General features: G+C 66.8%; 16 protein-coding genes. 7 read left to right on the top strand and 9 right to left on the bottom strand.

What is annotated here, in order from left to right; translation table 11 throughout:
- Nucleotides 1-108 precede the first annotated feature (108 nt).
- Nucleotides 109-1,659 (top strand): ATP-binding protein, encoded by a 1,551-nt coding sequence (locus ACAH01_RS08035; protein ID WP_372478842.1) that lies wholly within the window; start codon nucleotides 109-111, stop codon nucleotides 1,657-1,659.
- Nucleotides 1,660-1,702: 43 nt separating this feature from the next.
- Nucleotides 1,703-2,725, top strand: a complete 1,023-nt coding sequence (aglJ, locus tag ACAH01_RS08030) for an S-layer glycoprotein N-glycosyltransferase AglJ (protein ID WP_372478841.1) — start codon at nucleotides 1,703-1,705, stop codon at nucleotides 2,723-2,725.
- Here the strand turns inward: aglJ and ACAH01_RS08025 are convergent.
- Together ACAH01_RS08025 and ACAH01_RS08020 are read right to left on the bottom strand one after the other, a co-directional pair.
- A complete protein-coding gene (locus ACAH01_RS08025; protein ID WP_372478840.1) occupies nucleotides 2,722-3,051 on the bottom strand; it encodes a hypothetical protein in 330 nt (109 codons plus the stop codon). The genes aglJ and ACAH01_RS08025 overlap by 4 nt on opposite strands.
- 119 nt (nucleotides 3,052-3,170) lie before the next feature.
- Nucleotides 3,171-3,527: a helix-turn-helix domain-containing protein gene (locus ACAH01_RS08020; protein WP_153553597.1), complete on the bottom strand. Its 357-nt coding sequence runs from the start codon at nucleotides 3,525-3,527 to the stop codon at nucleotides 3,171-3,173.
- A gap of 136 nt (nucleotides 3,528-3,663) precedes the next feature.
- On the opposite strand from ACAH01_RS08020, the gene ACAH01_RS08015 reads away from it, so the two are divergent.
- Nucleotides 3,664-5,346: a rhomboid family intramembrane serine protease gene (locus ACAH01_RS08015; RefSeq protein ID WP_170094493.1), complete on the top strand. Its 1,683-nt coding sequence runs from the start codon at nucleotides 3,664-3,666 to the stop codon at nucleotides 5,344-5,346.
- A gap of 8 nt (nucleotides 5,347-5,354) precedes the next feature.
- On the opposite strand, the gene ACAH01_RS08010 is transcribed toward ACAH01_RS08015, so the two are convergent.
- A complete protein-coding gene (locus ACAH01_RS08010; protein WP_153553599.1) occupies nucleotides 5,355-5,978 on the bottom strand; it encodes an METTL5 family protein in 624 nt (207 codons plus the stop codon).
- A 67-nt stretch (nucleotides 5,979-6,045) separates the two neighbouring features.
- On the bottom strand, nucleotides 6,046-6,300 hold the full coding sequence (locus ACAH01_RS08005; protein ID WP_372478839.1) for a hypothetical protein: 255 nt from the start codon (nucleotides 6,298-6,300) through the stop codon (nucleotides 6,046-6,048).
- A gap of 156 nt (nucleotides 6,301-6,456) precedes the next feature.
- Between ACAH01_RS08005 and ACAH01_RS08000 the strand changes: the two genes are divergently transcribed.
- The gene (locus ACAH01_RS08000) at nucleotides 6,457-7,518 is read left to right on the top strand and encodes a S1C family serine protease (RefSeq protein ID WP_372478838.1); all 1,062 of its coding nucleotides are present in this window, start codon (nucleotides 6,457-6,459) and stop codon (nucleotides 7,516-7,518) included.
- Nucleotides 7,519-7,633: 115 nt separating this feature from the next.
- On the opposite strand, the gene ACAH01_RS07995 is transcribed toward ACAH01_RS08000, so the two are convergent.
- The 3 genes from ACAH01_RS07995 to ACAH01_RS07985 are packed head-to-tail and all read right to left on the bottom strand — an operon-like array spanning nucleotide 7,634 to nucleotide 10,248.
- On the bottom strand, nucleotides 7,634-8,536 hold the full coding sequence (locus ACAH01_RS07995) for a hypothetical protein (RefSeq protein WP_372478837.1): 903 nt from the start codon (nucleotides 8,534-8,536) through the stop codon (nucleotides 7,634-7,636).
- Complete coding sequence (priS, locus tag ACAH01_RS07990; RefSeq protein ID WP_208625865.1) at nucleotides 8,533-9,711, bottom strand: DNA primase small subunit PriS; 1,179 nt, start codon at nucleotides 9,709-9,711, stop codon at nucleotides 8,533-8,535. Before priS ends, ACAH01_RS07995 begins: the two co-directional genes overlap by 4 nt.
- Nucleotides 9,712-9,768: 57 nt before the next feature.
- On the bottom strand, nucleotides 9,769-10,248 hold the full coding sequence (locus ACAH01_RS07985) for an N-acetyltransferase (protein WP_170094498.1): 480 nt from the start codon (nucleotides 10,246-10,248) through the stop codon (nucleotides 9,769-9,771).
- Nucleotides 10,249-10,367: 119 nt separating this feature from the next.
- Here ACAH01_RS07985 and ACAH01_RS07980 point away from each other — a divergent pair, with 119 nt between their 5' ends.
- Entirely contained in the window at nucleotides 10,368-11,462 is a 1,095-nt protein-coding gene (locus ACAH01_RS07980; RefSeq protein ID WP_372478836.1) for a DoxX family protein, read from the top strand.
- 19 nt (nucleotides 11,463-11,481) lie between these two features.
- Here the strand turns inward: ACAH01_RS07980 and ACAH01_RS07975 are convergent, their stop codons facing one another.
- Nucleotides 11,482-11,919, bottom strand: coding sequence for a type IV pilin (locus ACAH01_RS07975; protein WP_372478835.1), 438 nt, complete (start codon nucleotides 11,917-11,919; stop codon nucleotides 11,482-11,484).
- 83 nt (nucleotides 11,920-12,002) lie between these two features.
- On the opposite strand from ACAH01_RS07975, the gene ACAH01_RS07970 reads away from it, so the two are divergent.
- Complete coding sequence (locus tag ACAH01_RS07970) at nucleotides 12,003-12,869, top strand: translation initiation factor eIF-2B (protein ID WP_372480783.1); 867 nt, start codon at nucleotides 12,003-12,005, stop codon at nucleotides 12,867-12,869.
- Between the two features lie 196 nt (nucleotides 12,870-13,065).
- Here the strand turns inward: ACAH01_RS07970 and ACAH01_RS07965 are convergent, their stop codons facing one another.
- Complete coding sequence (locus tag ACAH01_RS07965) at nucleotides 13,066-13,263, bottom strand: hypothetical protein (RefSeq protein WP_153553608.1); 198 nt, start codon at nucleotides 13,261-13,263, stop codon at nucleotides 13,066-13,068.
- A 143-nt stretch (nucleotides 13,264-13,406) separates the two neighbouring features.
- Here ACAH01_RS07965 and ACAH01_RS07960 point away from each other — a divergent pair, with 143 nt between their 5' ends.
- Nucleotides 13,407-14,417 carry a mechanosensitive ion channel family protein gene (locus tag ACAH01_RS07960; protein ID WP_153553609.1) on the top strand — a complete coding sequence of 337 codons (1,011 nt, stop codon included), beginning with the start codon at nucleotides 13,407-13,409 and terminating at the stop codon, nucleotides 14,415-14,417.
- Nucleotides 14,418-14,485 lie beyond the last annotated feature (68 nt).

Genomic DNA, 14,485 nt, shown 5'->3' with positions numbered 1-14,485 from the left:
GACGACCGTCGCGGCTTTTTGCCACGAGTCCGCGCACGACAGTGACGGCTGTGGTGGCGAGCCCTCGACCGCCAGAGGATTGAAGCGGTGTCGTGCCCACTAGCTGGCATGGACTCCGAGGGCGGTGACGAGACAGCCGACGCGTCGACGCGTCACCTCGAAGCGCTACAGGACCTCACGTCGGCGATGGCCGACGGGGACGGGGCCGTCGAAGAGCGCATCGAGCGCGTCCTCGAAGTCGGCTGCCAGCACCTCGGGTACCCGAGCGGATACCTCTCGGCAGTCACCGGCGACGAGTACGAGATCGCCGTCGCGGCCGGCGAAAGCGCGGCCGACGCCGTCGGCGACACGTCGCCACTCGCCGAGACGTACTGCCGACACACGCTGTCTGACGGGGGTCTGTACACGATCCTCGATGTCGGTGAGAGCGCGCCGGACGATCCGGCCTACGACAGGTGGGGTCTGGAGACGTACGTCGGCGTCCCGATCGAGGTCGACAGCGAGACTTATGGGACGCTCTGTTTCGGGGACTCGTCGGACCCGAGATCGACGCTGGATCCCTGGCAGGGAGTGCTCCTCGATACGCTTCGACAGTGGGTCGAGTCGGAACTGGAACGCGAGCAGATCGCGTCGCTGCGGGATCGCAACGAGCGACTCCTCGAAGCGACGTTCGACTCCCCGAACGTCTTCGTCGGGATTCTCGACCCGGACGGAACGTTGCTGCGTGCAAACGAGACGGCGCTCTCTTTCGCCGGGGTCGACATCGACGACGTGCGTGGCCGCCCCTTCCCGGAGACGCCCTGGTGGAACCACGACGACGAACAGCAGGCGCAGTGTCGCGACGCGATCGAGCGAGCCGAGGGCGGCGAGACCGTCGAGTTCGAGGGAACACACGTCGGGGCCGACGGCTCTCGCATCAAGACGGCCGTCACGGTCCGGCCGGTGTACGACGACGGAGCCGTCTCGGAGATCGTCGCGGAGGGGCTGGACATCACCGACCTGCAAAACAGGAAAGAACAGATGGACTTCTTCAACGGGATCCTCCGACACGACATTCTCAACGGGATGAACGTCGTCCGGGCGCGGGCCGAGCGGCTCGAATCCGAGCTCGACGGAGAGCTCAACGACCACGCACAGACGATCCTGGAGTGGAGCGACGACATCGTCGAGCTGACCCAGAAGGTCCGCTCGGTGCTGTCGACGCTGTCCGAAGACGGTCTGACAGACCCGGAACCGGTCGATCTGCGAGCGATGCTCGAAGCGGCGGCGACTCGGCCGACGAGCGCGGACCAGCACTGCTCGGTGTCGATCGACGTGCCGGCCGTGACCGTCGCTGGCGACGACCTCCTCGACGACGTGTTCGCCAACGTCCTTCTCAACGCCGTCGAGCACACCGAATCGTCGCCGTCGATCGAGGTGACCGCGACCGAGAGCGCGGAGACGGTGCAGGTCCGCATCGCGGACGACGGCCCTGGAATCCCGCCCGAACGGCGACCGTCGGTGTTCGAACGCGGTGCCCGGCGAAGCGGGTCGAGTGGCACCGGGTTCGGGCTGTACTTCGTGGACGTGATGGTCGACTCCTACGGCGGCTCGGTCTGGATCGAAGAGAGCGACCGAGGTGGGACCGCCGTCGTGATCGAGTTGCCCCGTGCCGAATAGCTCACCAGTATATATTTGAGTCCACGCGCTGGACAGGCCAACAATGGCCGACCGAGACGACGTGTGCGTTCTCGTCCCGACGTACAACGAGGCAGCGACGATCGGCGACGTCGTCGCCTCGTTCGTCGGACAGGGGTTCGAGCACGTACTCGTGATCGACGGCGGTTCCGACGACGGCACGCGCGAACTCGCCGCCGAGGCCGGTGCGAGAGTCGTCGAACAATCCGGCACCGGCGAGGGCTCCGGAAAGGGCCAGGCCGTCCGTGAAGCGCTCGACCGCTACGTCGAACAGCCCTACGTCCTCATGCTCGACGGCGACGCCACCTACCGGCCCGACGAGGCCGACCGACTGCTGGAGCCGCTGTTCGACGGGCGCGCAGAGCACGTCATCGGGAACCGCTTTGCAGACATGGAGCCCGGCGCGATGACCCGACTGAACCAGATCGGCAACGGGATCATCAACACGGCGTTCTCGGTGATCCACGGCCGGGATCTGACGGACATCCTCTCGGGCTATCGCGCGTTCACCCTGGAGTCGGTCAGGCAGTTCGACCTGACCGCCGACGGGTTCGGGATCGAGACGGAGATGGCCGTCGAGTGCGTCAAACAGGGGGTCTCGACGACGGTCGTGCCGATCACCTACCAGACCCGCCCGAACGACTCGGAGACGAATCTGGACCCGTTCAGCGACGGTGCGGTGATCATTCTGACGCTGTACCGGATGGCAAAGACGAACAATCCCCTGTTCTACTTCGGGAGCGTCGGCGTGGTGAGCGCACTGTCCGGGGTCGTGCTGGCGATCTACGTCGCCTACGAGTGGTTCGTCGTCGGCGTCTCCCACGAGGTGATCGCGCTCGTCGCCGCCTCGGGGCTGCTCTTTGGCATCCAGTTGCTCATGTTCGGCGTGCTCTCGGACATGATCGTCGCGCTGAACCGCGAACAGACCCGGCGACTGAGCGAGATCGCACGCCAGGTCGGCGACGAGTCGACCGCCGCCGACGACACGGAGCCGAGCACGAAGGAAGAATCGGACGGCGAGCGGGCCAGTTCGACTGGCCGCCCCTAGAAGGGGACCAGTGCCCGAAGCTGCGAGAGGAGACTGTTGCTCGTGGCTTCGCGTCGGGCCTCGAACACCGGGTGGAGGGTGTTGAGCAGTTCCTGCTCGTTCTCGAAGGTCGTCTTCGGGACCTGTTCGAGCGCCTCCGCGACCGTGATCGAGTGGCCCGTGGCGTCGAAGGGCACATCGCGGTGCCCGATCTCGGCCCGGAGCGTCTGTTTGTCGGTCGGATACTCGATATCGGCGTCGCTCAGTGTTCCGTCGAGCGCGGCGATACCGAACTCGATCGCGTCCGGTTCGTCGCCGTCGTCGTCAGCCGGTGGCCGGACTCCCATCGAGTCAACAGTGGTACTTGCAGGTGGAAAAAGCTACGCTGTCGGGCCGCTCTCGTGTCACACGGTTTATCGTCGCCACGAGGGAGACGGTCACCGAGAAACCGCGACGAGAATCCGTCTCACTGCGTCTCGATCTCCGGCGTCGCGACGGCGTCGTCGAGCCACTCGTCGGCCCAGTCGCCGATCTCCTCGAACACCGGCGCGAGCGCCTCGCCCTTCTCGGTCAGCGTGTAGTAGGTCGCGACCGGCGCGGCCTCTTCGACCCGCCGGTCGACGAAGGAACGGTCCTGCAGGTCGTCGAGGACCCGCGAGAGGGTGCGGGAACTGGTGCCGGTCTCTCGCTTGAGTTCGTTGAACCGTTGTTCGCCGTCGAGCAGTTCGTACAGCACCGCCAGCCGCCACTTCGATCCGATCAGGTCGAACGATTCGACGACCTGGCAGGTCTCGTCTGGCTCCGGGGAAAACGTGGATGACATCGTTGGCTCTCACGCTTCCGTTGTCGCCAGCGAGATATATAGGTTCGGTTCCGAACCAGGTAACAGAGTGATACCCGATTTCTGATTGCTACCGGTCGCCGCCAACGATAAGCCACAGCCCTCCCATGGTCGGGACATGCTACCGGGCCCGATGGATGCGGTTCCGTCGTGGCTGCCCCTCAGGACGCTTGCCGTCCTCCTCGCCGCCGTGGTCTCGCTGGGGGTCGCACTCGTCGCCAGCGATCGCACGGCTCGGCGACTCGGCGCGCTCCGTCGGCGTCTGCTGCTCGGCGTTCCGTGGGGCACCGTGCTCACGATCGGCGCGGTCGCGCTCGTCTATCTGTTCGTCCAGGGTGGCATCGAAGACCCCAGAGATCCGCTGGTGATCCCGTTCCGATCGTGGTCGTATCGCTACCCGCTGGGCATGGTGACGGCCGCGTTCACACATTCCAGTCTCGGCCACGTGACGGGCAACCTCGTGGCGACGGCGGCTTTCGGCTCCGTCGCCGAGTACGCCTGGGGCCACTACCCCCGAAAGCGAGGCGCTCACTCGTTCGGATCGGCGCTGACGAACCCGTTCGTCCGAATCCTGATCGTCCCCGCTGGGGCACTCGTCGTCGGGCTGTTCACGTCGCTGTTCGCACTGGGACCCGTCGTCGGGTTCTCTGGGGTCGTCTTCGCCATCGCGGGCTTCGCACTCGTCCAGCGCCCGCTGACGGCACTGCTTGCCCTGCTGGCCGATCAGGTCCTCGGATTCCTCGTCGTCGCGGTCCAGACTCCGCGCGTCGTCGCCGTCCCGCGTCCCCGCGTCATCACACCGTGGTGGGCCAGCATCGCGATCCAGGGCCACGCTATCGGGATCTTCGCCGGCATCTTGCTCGGGTTCGGACTGCTGTACTACCGGGACCGCTGGCCCGACCCGACGCGGCTGTGGTTCGGGCTCCTCGTGTTCGCGGAGTTTCAGGGACTGTGGGCGCTGTACGTCCCGGAAGGCAACGGCCGCTTCGTCCTGTTTCGGTGGCTCGGCGCGGCGGTCGTCTTCGTGCTGACGGCCGTCGTCGTCGTGGGTACCTGGGACGCCGACGAGCGGGCCGGCTCGCGGCTGGACTGGATCGTCGAGCGCCGACTCCCCGAATCGACGGCGGGAGTCCACACGGTCGGACTGGCCGTCGTCGTCGTCCTCTTGGTCGGGCTGAGCGGCGCGGCGATCCCGTACAACGTCGCGCCGATCGGCGACTCGCCGGCCCCACAGCCGACGGTCGAAGTCCGGGACTACACCGTCAGCTACGGCGAGGACGTGCCCGACGGCTACGTGCGGAGCGTCTCCCTGCCGTTCGTCGACGATCCGACGGCGATCAACACCAGCGGCGTCGTCGTCACGAGCCAGCGACGCCACGTCTGGCAGACGGTCGTCCTCGAATCCCAGCTCCAGAACCGCGGTTTCGCGACCGTCGACGTCGGCGGCGTCGGCTGGCGACGGAACGTCCACGTCAACCGCACGGGCTGGCGACCGGCCGGCAACGACAGCGTCTACAAGGTGTACCTCAGGCCGGCCGGCGACGAGCGGACGCTCGGCTACACGAGCGAGTCGCGCCGAGCCGACCCGGTCGTCGCCGGCCGGAACGTCACGCTGGTCCCGACCGACGAGGGGTTCGCCTTCGCGGTGTCCAGAGAGGGCCGTACGCTCGCCACCGCGTCGGTGCCTGGCCGGAACCGGACGACCGCCGCTGGAGGGCTCACCTTCCGGCGCAACGGCTCACAGGTGTTCGCGAGCGGCGAGGGGACGCGCGTCACGATTGCGACCCGCGAGGCGGCGTAGAACGGCGACTACCACTCGATTCGGTACACTTCCGCGGTGACAGCTCGCGACTCGTCCTCGTGGTGGTCGAACTGGCGCGGGATCTCGAACTCCGTCTGGTAGGAGTCGGTGACGGTGCCGCCGTTGTCGGCCGCGAACGAGCCGACGAACTCCTGGCTGCCCTCGTTGTGGATGGAGTACGAAACGTCCGCGATCGCGGCCGTCGTCTCCAGGAACGCCCGGTCGGCGTGTTCGTTGCCCGACTGGGCACCGAACGGCGGGTTCATCACGACCGTCGTCCCGTCCCGATCCGGGCGCAGTGGCGCGTTCTCGGCGTCGCCCCGGACCCAGGAGACCGACGTGGCCGACGCGACCTTCCGCTCGTTGTCCCGAGCGGTCCGTAGCGGTGCCGGATCGACGTCGAGCCCGACGGTTCGCTCGGGGCCGCGCAGCGCCGCGCCCAGCGTCAGCATCCCGGTCCCACAGCCCAGGTCGACGATCGTGCGATCCTCGATGTCCCCCCGGAGGTCGGCGAGGTGGATCAGGTGGGCCGCAAGCTCCGGCGGCGTCCGATACTGTTCGAGCGGGGCTCGCGGATCGTCGAATCCCGCCACCACGCCGAGTTGCTGGGCCAGCGCTCGCTTGGTCGACATTGCCGGCTACTACTGGGGAGACGTTCAAAAGGTTAGTGACTGGTCGGATGGTCCCGGCGCGATCCCGTCATTGCACCGTCGGCTTGCCTCGTGCGTGTTTGATCCAGCGGTCCATCTGTTGGTTGAGACACCAGAACAGGACGACCATCATGGCGGCAAACGCCAGCAGGACCACGACCGCGAGCGCGACGGGGTTCCGAGCCGGCAATCCCAGGAGCAGTATCAGCGACGCGACGAGCACCATCTCCAGTGCACAGCGGAGCCCGGCAAACAGGAACGGTGGATGCGGGACCGACGAGAGTTCGCCGCCTGATTCAGACATGGCTACGGGTACGGTAAACCGCTACCTCAAGCTTGTGTCCGTTTCGTCGACAGGTCTGGGACTCGCGGCGGCTCCGGTCGGCCGTTGTCTCCATCGGCCAGAGCGTGAAACGTCGTCTGGCCGTGGGTTTATTCGACCGCCGCCGATAGTACGCCCATGGACGATCAGCAGACGCGTCGTGGCGTGTTGGGTTCGATGGCGGCGGCCGTCGGTGTCGGCGTCGCGGGCTGTCAGGCCCCCACACTGGACACGGCCGCCGGTGCCGAAGAGCAATCGGCCAGCGACGGCTACAACGCCGTCTACGAGCAGGTGGTCGACTCCGTCGCGACGGTCCGTACGTACACCGAGAACAGCCGCGGCGGGCAGGGGAGTGCGTTCGTCTACAGCGACGACTACCTCGTGACCAACGAACACGTCGTCGGCGACGCCGACGAGATCTACGTCCGCTACCGCGAGTCGGGCTGGATCGAGTCCGCCGTCGTCGCCGTCGACGCCTACAGCGATCTGGCCGTCATCGAGGTCACGGACAAACCGGCGAGTGCCACGCCGCTGCCCTTCGTCGAGGCCGACCCCGGCGTCGGAACGGAGGTGGTCGCCATCGGCAACCCCTTCGGGCTCTCGGGCTCCGTCTCGGCCGGGATCGTCAGCGGCGTCGACCGGACGCTCCCGGCGGCGAACGGCTTCTCGATCCCCGACGCCGTCCAGACAGATGCGGCGGTCAATCCGGGCAACAGCGGCGGCCCGCTGGTCACGCTCGACGGGACGGTCGTCGGCGTCATCAACTCCGGCGGGGGCGACAACATCGGCTTCGCGATCTCGGCGGCCCTCACCCGCAGGGTCGTCCCGTCGCTGATCGACGCCGGGGCCTACGACCACTCGTACCTCGGCGTCCGGCTGACCGATCTGACGCCGCCGATCGTCGAGGCCAACGACCTCCAGACGGCCGAAGGCGTCTACATCGACGAGGTCGTCACGGACGGACCCGCCGAGGGCGTCCTGGAGCCGTCGGACGGCGAAGACGTCGTCAACGGCGTCAGAGTCGGCGTCGGCGGCGACGTGGTCGTGGCGATGGACGAGACCCCGACCCCGTCCCGCCAACACCTCTCCTCGTTTCTCGCACTGGAGACGACGCCGGGGGACACGATCGCCGTCGACGTACTCCGTGAAGGGTCCCGAGAGACGGTCGATCTCACGCTGGGCGAGCGACCAGATATATAGTCGTACGGATTCTCGTCGATCGTTCCCGAATCGACTCCACGACTGCGTACGGTCGGCCTGGCGAACGGCGATAAGAACCCGCCTCAGTCGAGGCAAACGGCGATAAGAACCCGTCTCAGTCGAGGCGTTCGGCGGCGTCCCGATCGACCAGCGGCGCGGCGTTTTGCTCGGGGAGCGTGACCACGTCGTCGGTCGAGAGGTCGTACTCGCGCTGATCGATCCCGAAGATCTCGCCGACCTCGTCCGTGATCCGGACCGTCGCGCGCTCGATCGTCGGCGTCGCCGGCTCGTCGCCGGTGTCGGGCGCGTCCGGCGCGGTCGGCCCCGCGTCGTCGGACGGGGGCGACGGTACCGTACCGCCGTCGGAGGCCGGCGACTGCTCGCCGGCCAGGGGGTCGTCCCGGCTGGCTCCGCCTTCTGGCGGTCCGTCCGGCGGCGCGTCGGGCGGCAGGTCGACGCTCTCGTCGCTGCCCATCAGGTCGGCCGCTTCGATCGTCGTCGGCTCGTCGCTCGACGGGGGATCGGCGGGCGGCTCGGGTTCCGGTTCCGCCCCGGCGTCGTCGGGCTCGGACGACACCTCGTCTGTGGGGCTCTCGTCGACTCCCGCGTCCTCGACTGCGTCGGGCGTCACGTCGCCAGCGAGCACGTCGAGGACGTGATCGCGGTTGCTCTCGATGGCGCTGACCAGCGTCTCGAAGAGGTCCCGTTCCTCGCGGGTCAGCCCCTCTTCTTCGGCCGGCATGTCGGCGGCGGCCAGCGACGCCATCTTGACGATCTTGCCGACGCGGCGCTCGTAGATCGCTTCGACCGTCGACTCCGCGGTGTTGATGTCGTCGGTCAGGCGGTTGACCTCCGGGGCGTCGAAGGGATCGTCGGCCCGGTCGGCCACGCTGTCGCGCTCCTCGCGGAGCTGCTGGATGAACTCCCCCGCGTCGGCGTAGAACGACTCCCGCAGCTGCTGGAGGCTGTCGGTCTGGCGCTCGCGGGACTGGACTGACTGGAGTTCGTCGAGATTCATTCTGGGCCTTTCTCGGCACGGCCGCGGGCCATCGCGAAGACGCCCACGTGCTCTGGGTAGGTTCCAATGCCCGGTTCCAATGTAAAGCTGTCGCCACCGAGTTCGACCGGGCCGCCGTCAGTGACTTCGATCGTGATGTCGTGGCCGCGGAAGGTCTCCGGGACGGCGTCGACCAGCGGATCGAAGTCGTCGATGGCGTCGCGCTCGATGCGCTGCACTTCGAGGCCGCTGCCGCCGTGGAGGCTGCCCGGCAGGCGGATCAGGCGGTTCGTGTCCGTCGTCACCGGCTCGTCGATCGGCGCGTTGTCCATCGCGACGACCTCGGTCATCAGCGGCTTGGCGATCTGGAAGAAGGCCGGATGCACGTCGATGTTGCCGGCCGCGAGCTGATCGTAGTTCTTGCGGGCGGCGCTGAGTGCCGCCGTCGCCTTCCCCTCGCCGATCCCCTCGTACTCTCTGAGGCGCTCGATCGCCGCCTCCTCGTCGCGTTCCAGCAGGTCGTCGACGACGCTCATCACGTGGCGGTGAGCCCGCCGACTCCACCCGCCCTCGGTCGAGAGCGTCCGCTTCTGTGCCGGCGAGGACCGCCCCGCCGTTCCGGCCACGGCCTCCTCGTCGACGAGCTGTTCGAACTCCAGCCCGATCCCGCGGACGTAGTCGACGATCTCGCGGCGCGCGTCCCGTTCGAGCTGCTGGATGCCAGCGTCACGGACGTGGACGTGGTACCCCCGGCCGCCGGAGAAGACGACGGTCAGGTCCTCGAAGCCGAAGTCGTTCTCCAGGAAGTCGAGCAGTCGGAGCAACGCTTCCTTGCACTTTGCGAGCATCTGTGCGTAGCTGTCTTCGCCGAGTTCGACGGCGGGCAGGTGATCGGCGTCGAGGTCGAACACCAGATCGGACGACCGCCACTCCTTGGCGCTCATCGAGGAGGCACTGGGGTCGCGGTACCGGCCTGCGGAGAAGTAGACGTGTTTGGGCCGCTTGCGCTGGAGGAACTCCCCCAGCTCGCCCAGATCCAGCAGCGAGCGGTGTCGGACCATCGTCTCGCCCGGCCCGTCGGTCCAGGGGATGAACCCCCACTCGCGCTCGTTGGCGTCCGGCGGCGGCGTGAACTCGCTGCGGCGATAGTGGTCGCCGAAGCGTCCCCGGAGGTACGCCTGCGTCCGCTCTTCCATCTGAACACGTCTTTGCGGACGGCCATCAAAGGAGTTGCGTTCGGTCTGCCGGTGGTGTCACCCACGCAGGAGATTCGAGAGCTTCTCTCGGATCGAAGCGTCGCCGAGCTTGAGGTAGTAGGCGTCACCGCCGTCCTCGTAGTAGTTGTCGATCTCGCGTCGGCGCTCGAACCCGAGGTGTTCGTAGAACGAGATCGCCGCCTGATTGGTCGCGCGTGCGTGACAGGTGACGCTTCCGTAGTCCTCCGAGACGCGGGCGATGAGTCGCTTGCCGAACCCGTGGCCGCGGTACTCCTCGTCGACGGCCAGAAAGAGGATGTAGCCGTCACTGCGGACGGCCGCGAAGCCGATGAGCCGATTTCGGGAGCCGTCGACGTAGAGATAGACCCGAGACCGGCGGTAGGCGTCGCTGAAGAACCCGTGTCGCTGTCTGAGGACGCCGTCACGCTCCCGGATCCGCTCTTTGAGCTCCCAGGCGGCATCGACGTGATCGTCGTTCCCGCGATCGACGATCCGCGATTCGACGTTGACGCTCACTGTCCCCAATAGCCCCCAGGAAAGTATAATTTTACCGGTCGGGTTTTTGACACCGGGACCACAGGACTCGGCCAGACTGTCGGGGTCAAGGTTAGGCGTCGCCGGCCCTAACAGCCCGTATGACGTTCTCGAAGGTCCCCCGTCTGGCACTCGCGCTGGTCGCGCTCGCAGCCATCGCTCGACCGGCCGCCGCGCACGTCGACTACGTGACCGATCCGACCGGTGATACGATCGACGCGATCGCGTTCGTTCGCGAGACACTCGCGGACCCGATCAACGCAGTGCTGTTCGTCGGTAGCGGTGCGATCGGGGTCGTCGGGCTGGCGCTGTACCTGCGCTACCGTCCGCGTGTCGTCGATATCGAGATTCTCCGCGCCAAGCTCGCGACCTACGAGGACCTGATCCCGTGGATGTTGCGCCTGAGCCTGGGGCTGCCCCTCGTCGGTGCGGGCTTTCAGGGGTACCTGTTCGCACCGACGGTGTCGTTCGATCCCGCCGCGAATCCGCTCGTGCGTGTCGTACTGATCGGTATCGGGTTCTGCCTGCTCTTCGGCCTCGGCACGCGAATCATGACCGTCCTCGGGATGGGACTGTACGTGCTGGCACTGGCCATCAGTCCCGACGCGCTGCTGGCATTGGAGTACGTCCCCGGCTTCGTCGCGCTGTTCGTCCTCGGCGGCGGCCGCCCCAGCGCCGACGACATCCTGCTGGACATCGCCTCGACGGAGGGATCGATCTACAGGCGCATCGACCGGTTCCACCTGCTGAAAGTCTGGCTCGACGAGGTGACGGCCCCCTACCGCCGGTACGTCCCGACGGTGCTTCGGGTCGGGCTGGGCGTCTCCTTCGTCTTCCTCGGCGTCACGCAGAAACTCGGCGACCCGGCGCGGTCGCTCGCGGTGGTCGAGAAGTACGACCTCACCGCCGTCGTCCCGGTCGATCCCGGCCTCTGGGTGCTGGGTGCTGGCGTGCTGGAAGCCGCCGTCGGGCTCGCGCTGATCGTCGGCCTGCTGACGCGGGCCAGCGCCGGGGTCGCCTTCCTGCTCTTTACGGCGACGCTGTTCGGCCTGCCGGACGATCCCGTGCTGGCACACGTCACGCTGTTCGGGATGGCGTCGGCACTGGTGACGCTGGGGAGCGGCCCGCTGTCGCTGGACCGGCTGCTCGGCGAGGAGCCAGCGGGCGACGCGGACGCGGTGTCGGCGACGGATTAGCGTTGGGTCCGGGAGAGAGTCATTGCTCCGACGGCCACTCGTCGAGCGTGGTCCGGTTGCCCTCGTAGACGTACTGCACCACGATCTCCGTCGAGGAGGTGACCGGCGTGCCGAAGGCGTTGTTCTCGCTGAGCTGGACGATGTCGCCCGGACCGACGGTCGTCGTCTCGTTCGTCCCCGCCGCTGCCGCCCAGGTCGTGTCCTGGTCGGCACCGACGAAGTGGATCTTTCCGGCTTCGAGTTCGTCGCCGCGGTCGTGGGTCACGATGAGCGTGTTGCTCTGCTCGATGTGATCGTAGGTGAAGTTCGCCGACGGCGGGCCGGTCTCCTGGCTGTCTACGATGAGGACGTTCAGTCCGACCGAGGCGGTCACGACGACGGTGATGCCGACCAGAATCGCGACGCTCGTGCTCTCCGAGATCGCTCGCTCGTCCAGGGACGACCCGATCGACACCATAGTCAGTGGATGGTGCGTGTCCGCAGTTAAATATGATTCGGCGATGGGGAAAGCCCTTGGTGGCGGGGGTCCGAGCCACGAGCATGATCGACGAGACCGTCGAGGAGATTTCCGAGATGCAGACCCACAGCTCCTCCGTCGTCGCCGTGAAAGCGGCGAGAGCGCTGTCGGCGCTCGCCGACCGCGAGTTCCCGACCACCGAGGAGTACGTCCGGGCGCTGGAGCGAAACAGCAGCGCACTTCGACGCGCGAACCCGTCGCACGCGTCGTTGCACACGACCCAGCGGGCGATCGTCGAACGCGTCTCCGGGGCGGCCCTCGACAGCGTCGCGGACGCGAAAGCCGAGACCGACGCCGCGATTCAGGCCGTCGTCGAGCAGGTCGAGACCGGCAAAGAACGGGCCGCAAAGCGGTGTGGCGACCGCCTCGATCCGACTGCGACGATCCTCACGCACGACTACTCCTCGACCGTGATCGAGAGTATCGAGCGTGCGATCGAGACCGCCGACGGAGAAGTCGACATGACGGTGTACGTCACGGAGGCACGCCCCCGGTATCTCGGTCGCAAGCTGGCTCGATCGATGGCGGGGATCGACGGCGTCGACGTGCGTCTAATCGTCGACAGCGCCGCCGGCCACTATCTCTCGGAGTGTGACCGCGTGCTCGTGGGCATGGACTGCATCGTCGACGACACGCTGTACAACCGCATCGGGACGTACCCGATCGCGGCGGCCGCCGCCGATCAGGGCGTTCCGGTGACCGTCGTCGGATCGGAGTCGAAGCTGATCGACGGCGGCTTCGCGTTCGAAAACGAGTTCCGTTCGGTCTCGGAGGTGATGCGAGAGCCGGCGGAAGGGTTCTCGATCGAGAACCCGGCCTACGACGCGACGCCGACGCGTCTCCTCGACAGCGTCGTCACGGACGAACGCGTCGTAGAATACGACGAGTGAGACCGGCGGCCGTCTGTTCGCCGAGGGCGTCACCACTCGGGGCGGCGAGATCGGTCACGGTCGCCGGTGGCAGTCAGTGAACTCCGGTTTCATACTGCCGGCTGTAACTTCGTGAAGATCTTCGCGACCGCAGGGTCGCAACATTCGTTACAGACGGACAGCCGGCAGTACGAGACGCCCGGCGAAACGAGGCGGACTACCGCGTCGCGACCGTCGAACGGCAGTCGGGACAGACGAGTTCGCGCTCGTCGGCTGTGGCGTGGACGATCCACTTCTCGTCGGCGGAACTCTCGAACTCGCAGGTCGGACAGAAGAGCAACGACTTCCGGCGACCGGTCGTCGGTGGCGGTGCCTCTGCACTCGCTGCAGTGCAGCGTGAATCGATACTGGTCATCGACTGTGACTAGCTGGTGGACGGTCAAATACCTGTCGGCTAATTGTTTAATTGTTCCTGTAGTACGGTATCGTGGCGCGATAACGACTGTCGTGGTCGGGCGCTACGCAACCCTTTTATCCGGAGACGCGGATTGGACGAGCATGACGACCGGTGGTGTCTCGGGGGCCCAGAGCGGGACGGCGACGCCGACGCCGACAGCGTCGCCGACCGGGACGCTCGAATCGCCGGTGCCCTACGAGATGTTTCCGGGCGTGCCCGACTGGATACTGGATCTGGGTGCGGTGGTCGTGGTCCTCGTGGTGGCGTACTTCGCGTCACGGCTCGTCGTACTCGTGTTCGGTCGACGCATCGCGCGGCGGTTCCAGCGCCCGAGTCTGACTCGGACCGCGATCAGGGGAATCCGGGGCGCGGTGTTCTTGATCGCTCTCCTGTCGATACTCCGCATCTACGGGCTCAAGCTGAGCGACATCTCGCTGTCGGTCGCCGTGTTCTCTGCCGTGGTCGGTGTGGTGATCGCACCGGTCGTCGGTTCGATCGTCAGCGGCGTCTTCCTGCTGGCGGACCAGCCCTACGAGATCGGCGACATGATCGAACTCTCCGACACCGATACGCGGGGCTTCGTCGAGGACATCACGCTCCGATACACGAAGATATTCACACTCGACAACACTTTCATCGTCATCCCGAACGGGACGATCCGGGAGCGAGACGTGGTCAACTACTCCGCAGAGGACCCCCGAACGCGCCTGCGACTCGACATCACGGTGACCTACGAGGGTGACCTCGACGAGGCCAGGCAGATCGTCGAACGGTCGGCTCGAAACGTCGACGCCGTCATCGAGGGCGGGCCGGACATCCGCGTCGGCGCGGCCAGATACCCCGCCCCGCCGACGTGTTACATCAACAGCTTCGCCGACCACGGCGTCCAGCTCACGCTGCGATACTGGGTCAAAGAGCCCTACAAGCTGCTCGCGACCCGCTCGAAGGTCCAGACGAACGTCTGGGCCGCGCTGGAAGACGCCGACGTGGAGATCGCATACCCCCACTCGCATCTGCACTTCGACGACACCAGCGGCCAGATGCGGGTCGCGATGGAGGAGGGAGCGCCCGACGCCCCGTCACCCGACCCCGACCGCGACGGCCCACCGTGACGGCGACGACGATCCACACGAGAAGTCGTTAAAAAGGCAGGCCGAATACATTCGCGCTCGTTCCTCGG

Origin of the sequence: Halomicrobium sp. HM KBTZ05 (assembly GCF_041530035.1) — an archaeon.
GTDB lineage: Archaea > Halobacteriota > Halobacteria > Halobacteriales > Haloarculaceae > Halomicrobium.
The sequence above is the reverse complement of the archived record's forward strand: the minus strand, read 5'-3'. Positions and strand labels throughout refer to the sequence as shown.

Coding starts and splice junctions, on each gene's coding strand:
- ACAH01_RS08035 (WP_372478842.1), top strand. CDS start 109: ATGGACTCCGAGGGCGGTGACGAGACAGCCGACGCGTCGACGCGTCAC.
- aglJ (WP_372478841.1), top strand. CDS start 1,703: ATGGCCGACCGAGACGACGTGTGCGTTCTCGTCCCGACGTACAACGAG.
- ACAH01_RS08025 (WP_372478840.1), bottom strand. CDS start 3,051: ATGGGAGTCCGGCCACCGGCTGACGACGACGGCGACGAACCGGACGCG.
- ACAH01_RS08020 (WP_153553597.1), bottom strand. CDS start 3,527: ATGTCATCCACGTTTTCCCCGGAGCCAGACGAGACCTGCCAGGTCGTC.
- ACAH01_RS08015 (WP_170094493.1), top strand. CDS start 3,664: ATGCTACCGGGCCCGATGGATGCGGTTCCGTCGTGGCTGCCCCTCAGG.
- ACAH01_RS08010 (WP_153553599.1), bottom strand. CDS start 5,978: ATGTCGACCAAGCGAGCGCTGGCCCAGCAACTCGGCGTGGTGGCGGGA.
- ACAH01_RS08005 (WP_372478839.1), bottom strand. CDS start 6,300: ATGTCTGAATCAGGCGGCGAACTCTCGTCGGTCCCGCATCCACCGTTC.
- ACAH01_RS08000 (WP_372478838.1), top strand. CDS start 6,457: ATGGACGATCAGCAGACGCGTCGTGGCGTGTTGGGTTCGATGGCGGCG.
- ACAH01_RS07995 (WP_372478837.1), bottom strand. CDS start 8,536: ATGAATCTCGACGAACTCCAGTCAGTCCAGTCCCGCGAGCGCCAGACC.
- priS (WP_208625865.1), bottom strand. CDS start 9,711: ATGGAAGAGCGGACGCAGGCGTACCTCCGGGGACGCTTCGGCGACCAC.
- ACAH01_RS07980 (WP_372478836.1), top strand. CDS start 10,368: ATGACGTTCTCGAAGGTCCCCCGTCTGGCACTCGCGCTGGTCGCGCTC.
- ACAH01_RS07975 (WP_372478835.1), bottom strand. CDS start 11,919: ATGGTGTCGATCGGGTCGTCCCTGGACGAGCGAGCGATCTCGGAGAGC.
- ACAH01_RS07970 (WP_372480783.1), top strand. CDS start 12,003: ATGATCGACGAGACCGTCGAGGAGATTTCCGAGATGCAGACCCACAGC.
- ACAH01_RS07965 (WP_153553608.1), bottom strand. CDS start 13,263: ATGACCAGTATCGATTCACGCTGCACTGCAGCGAGTGCAGAGGCACCG.
- ACAH01_RS07960 (WP_153553609.1), top strand. CDS start 13,407: ATGACGACCGGTGGTGTCTCGGGGGCCCAGAGCGGGACGGCGACGCCG.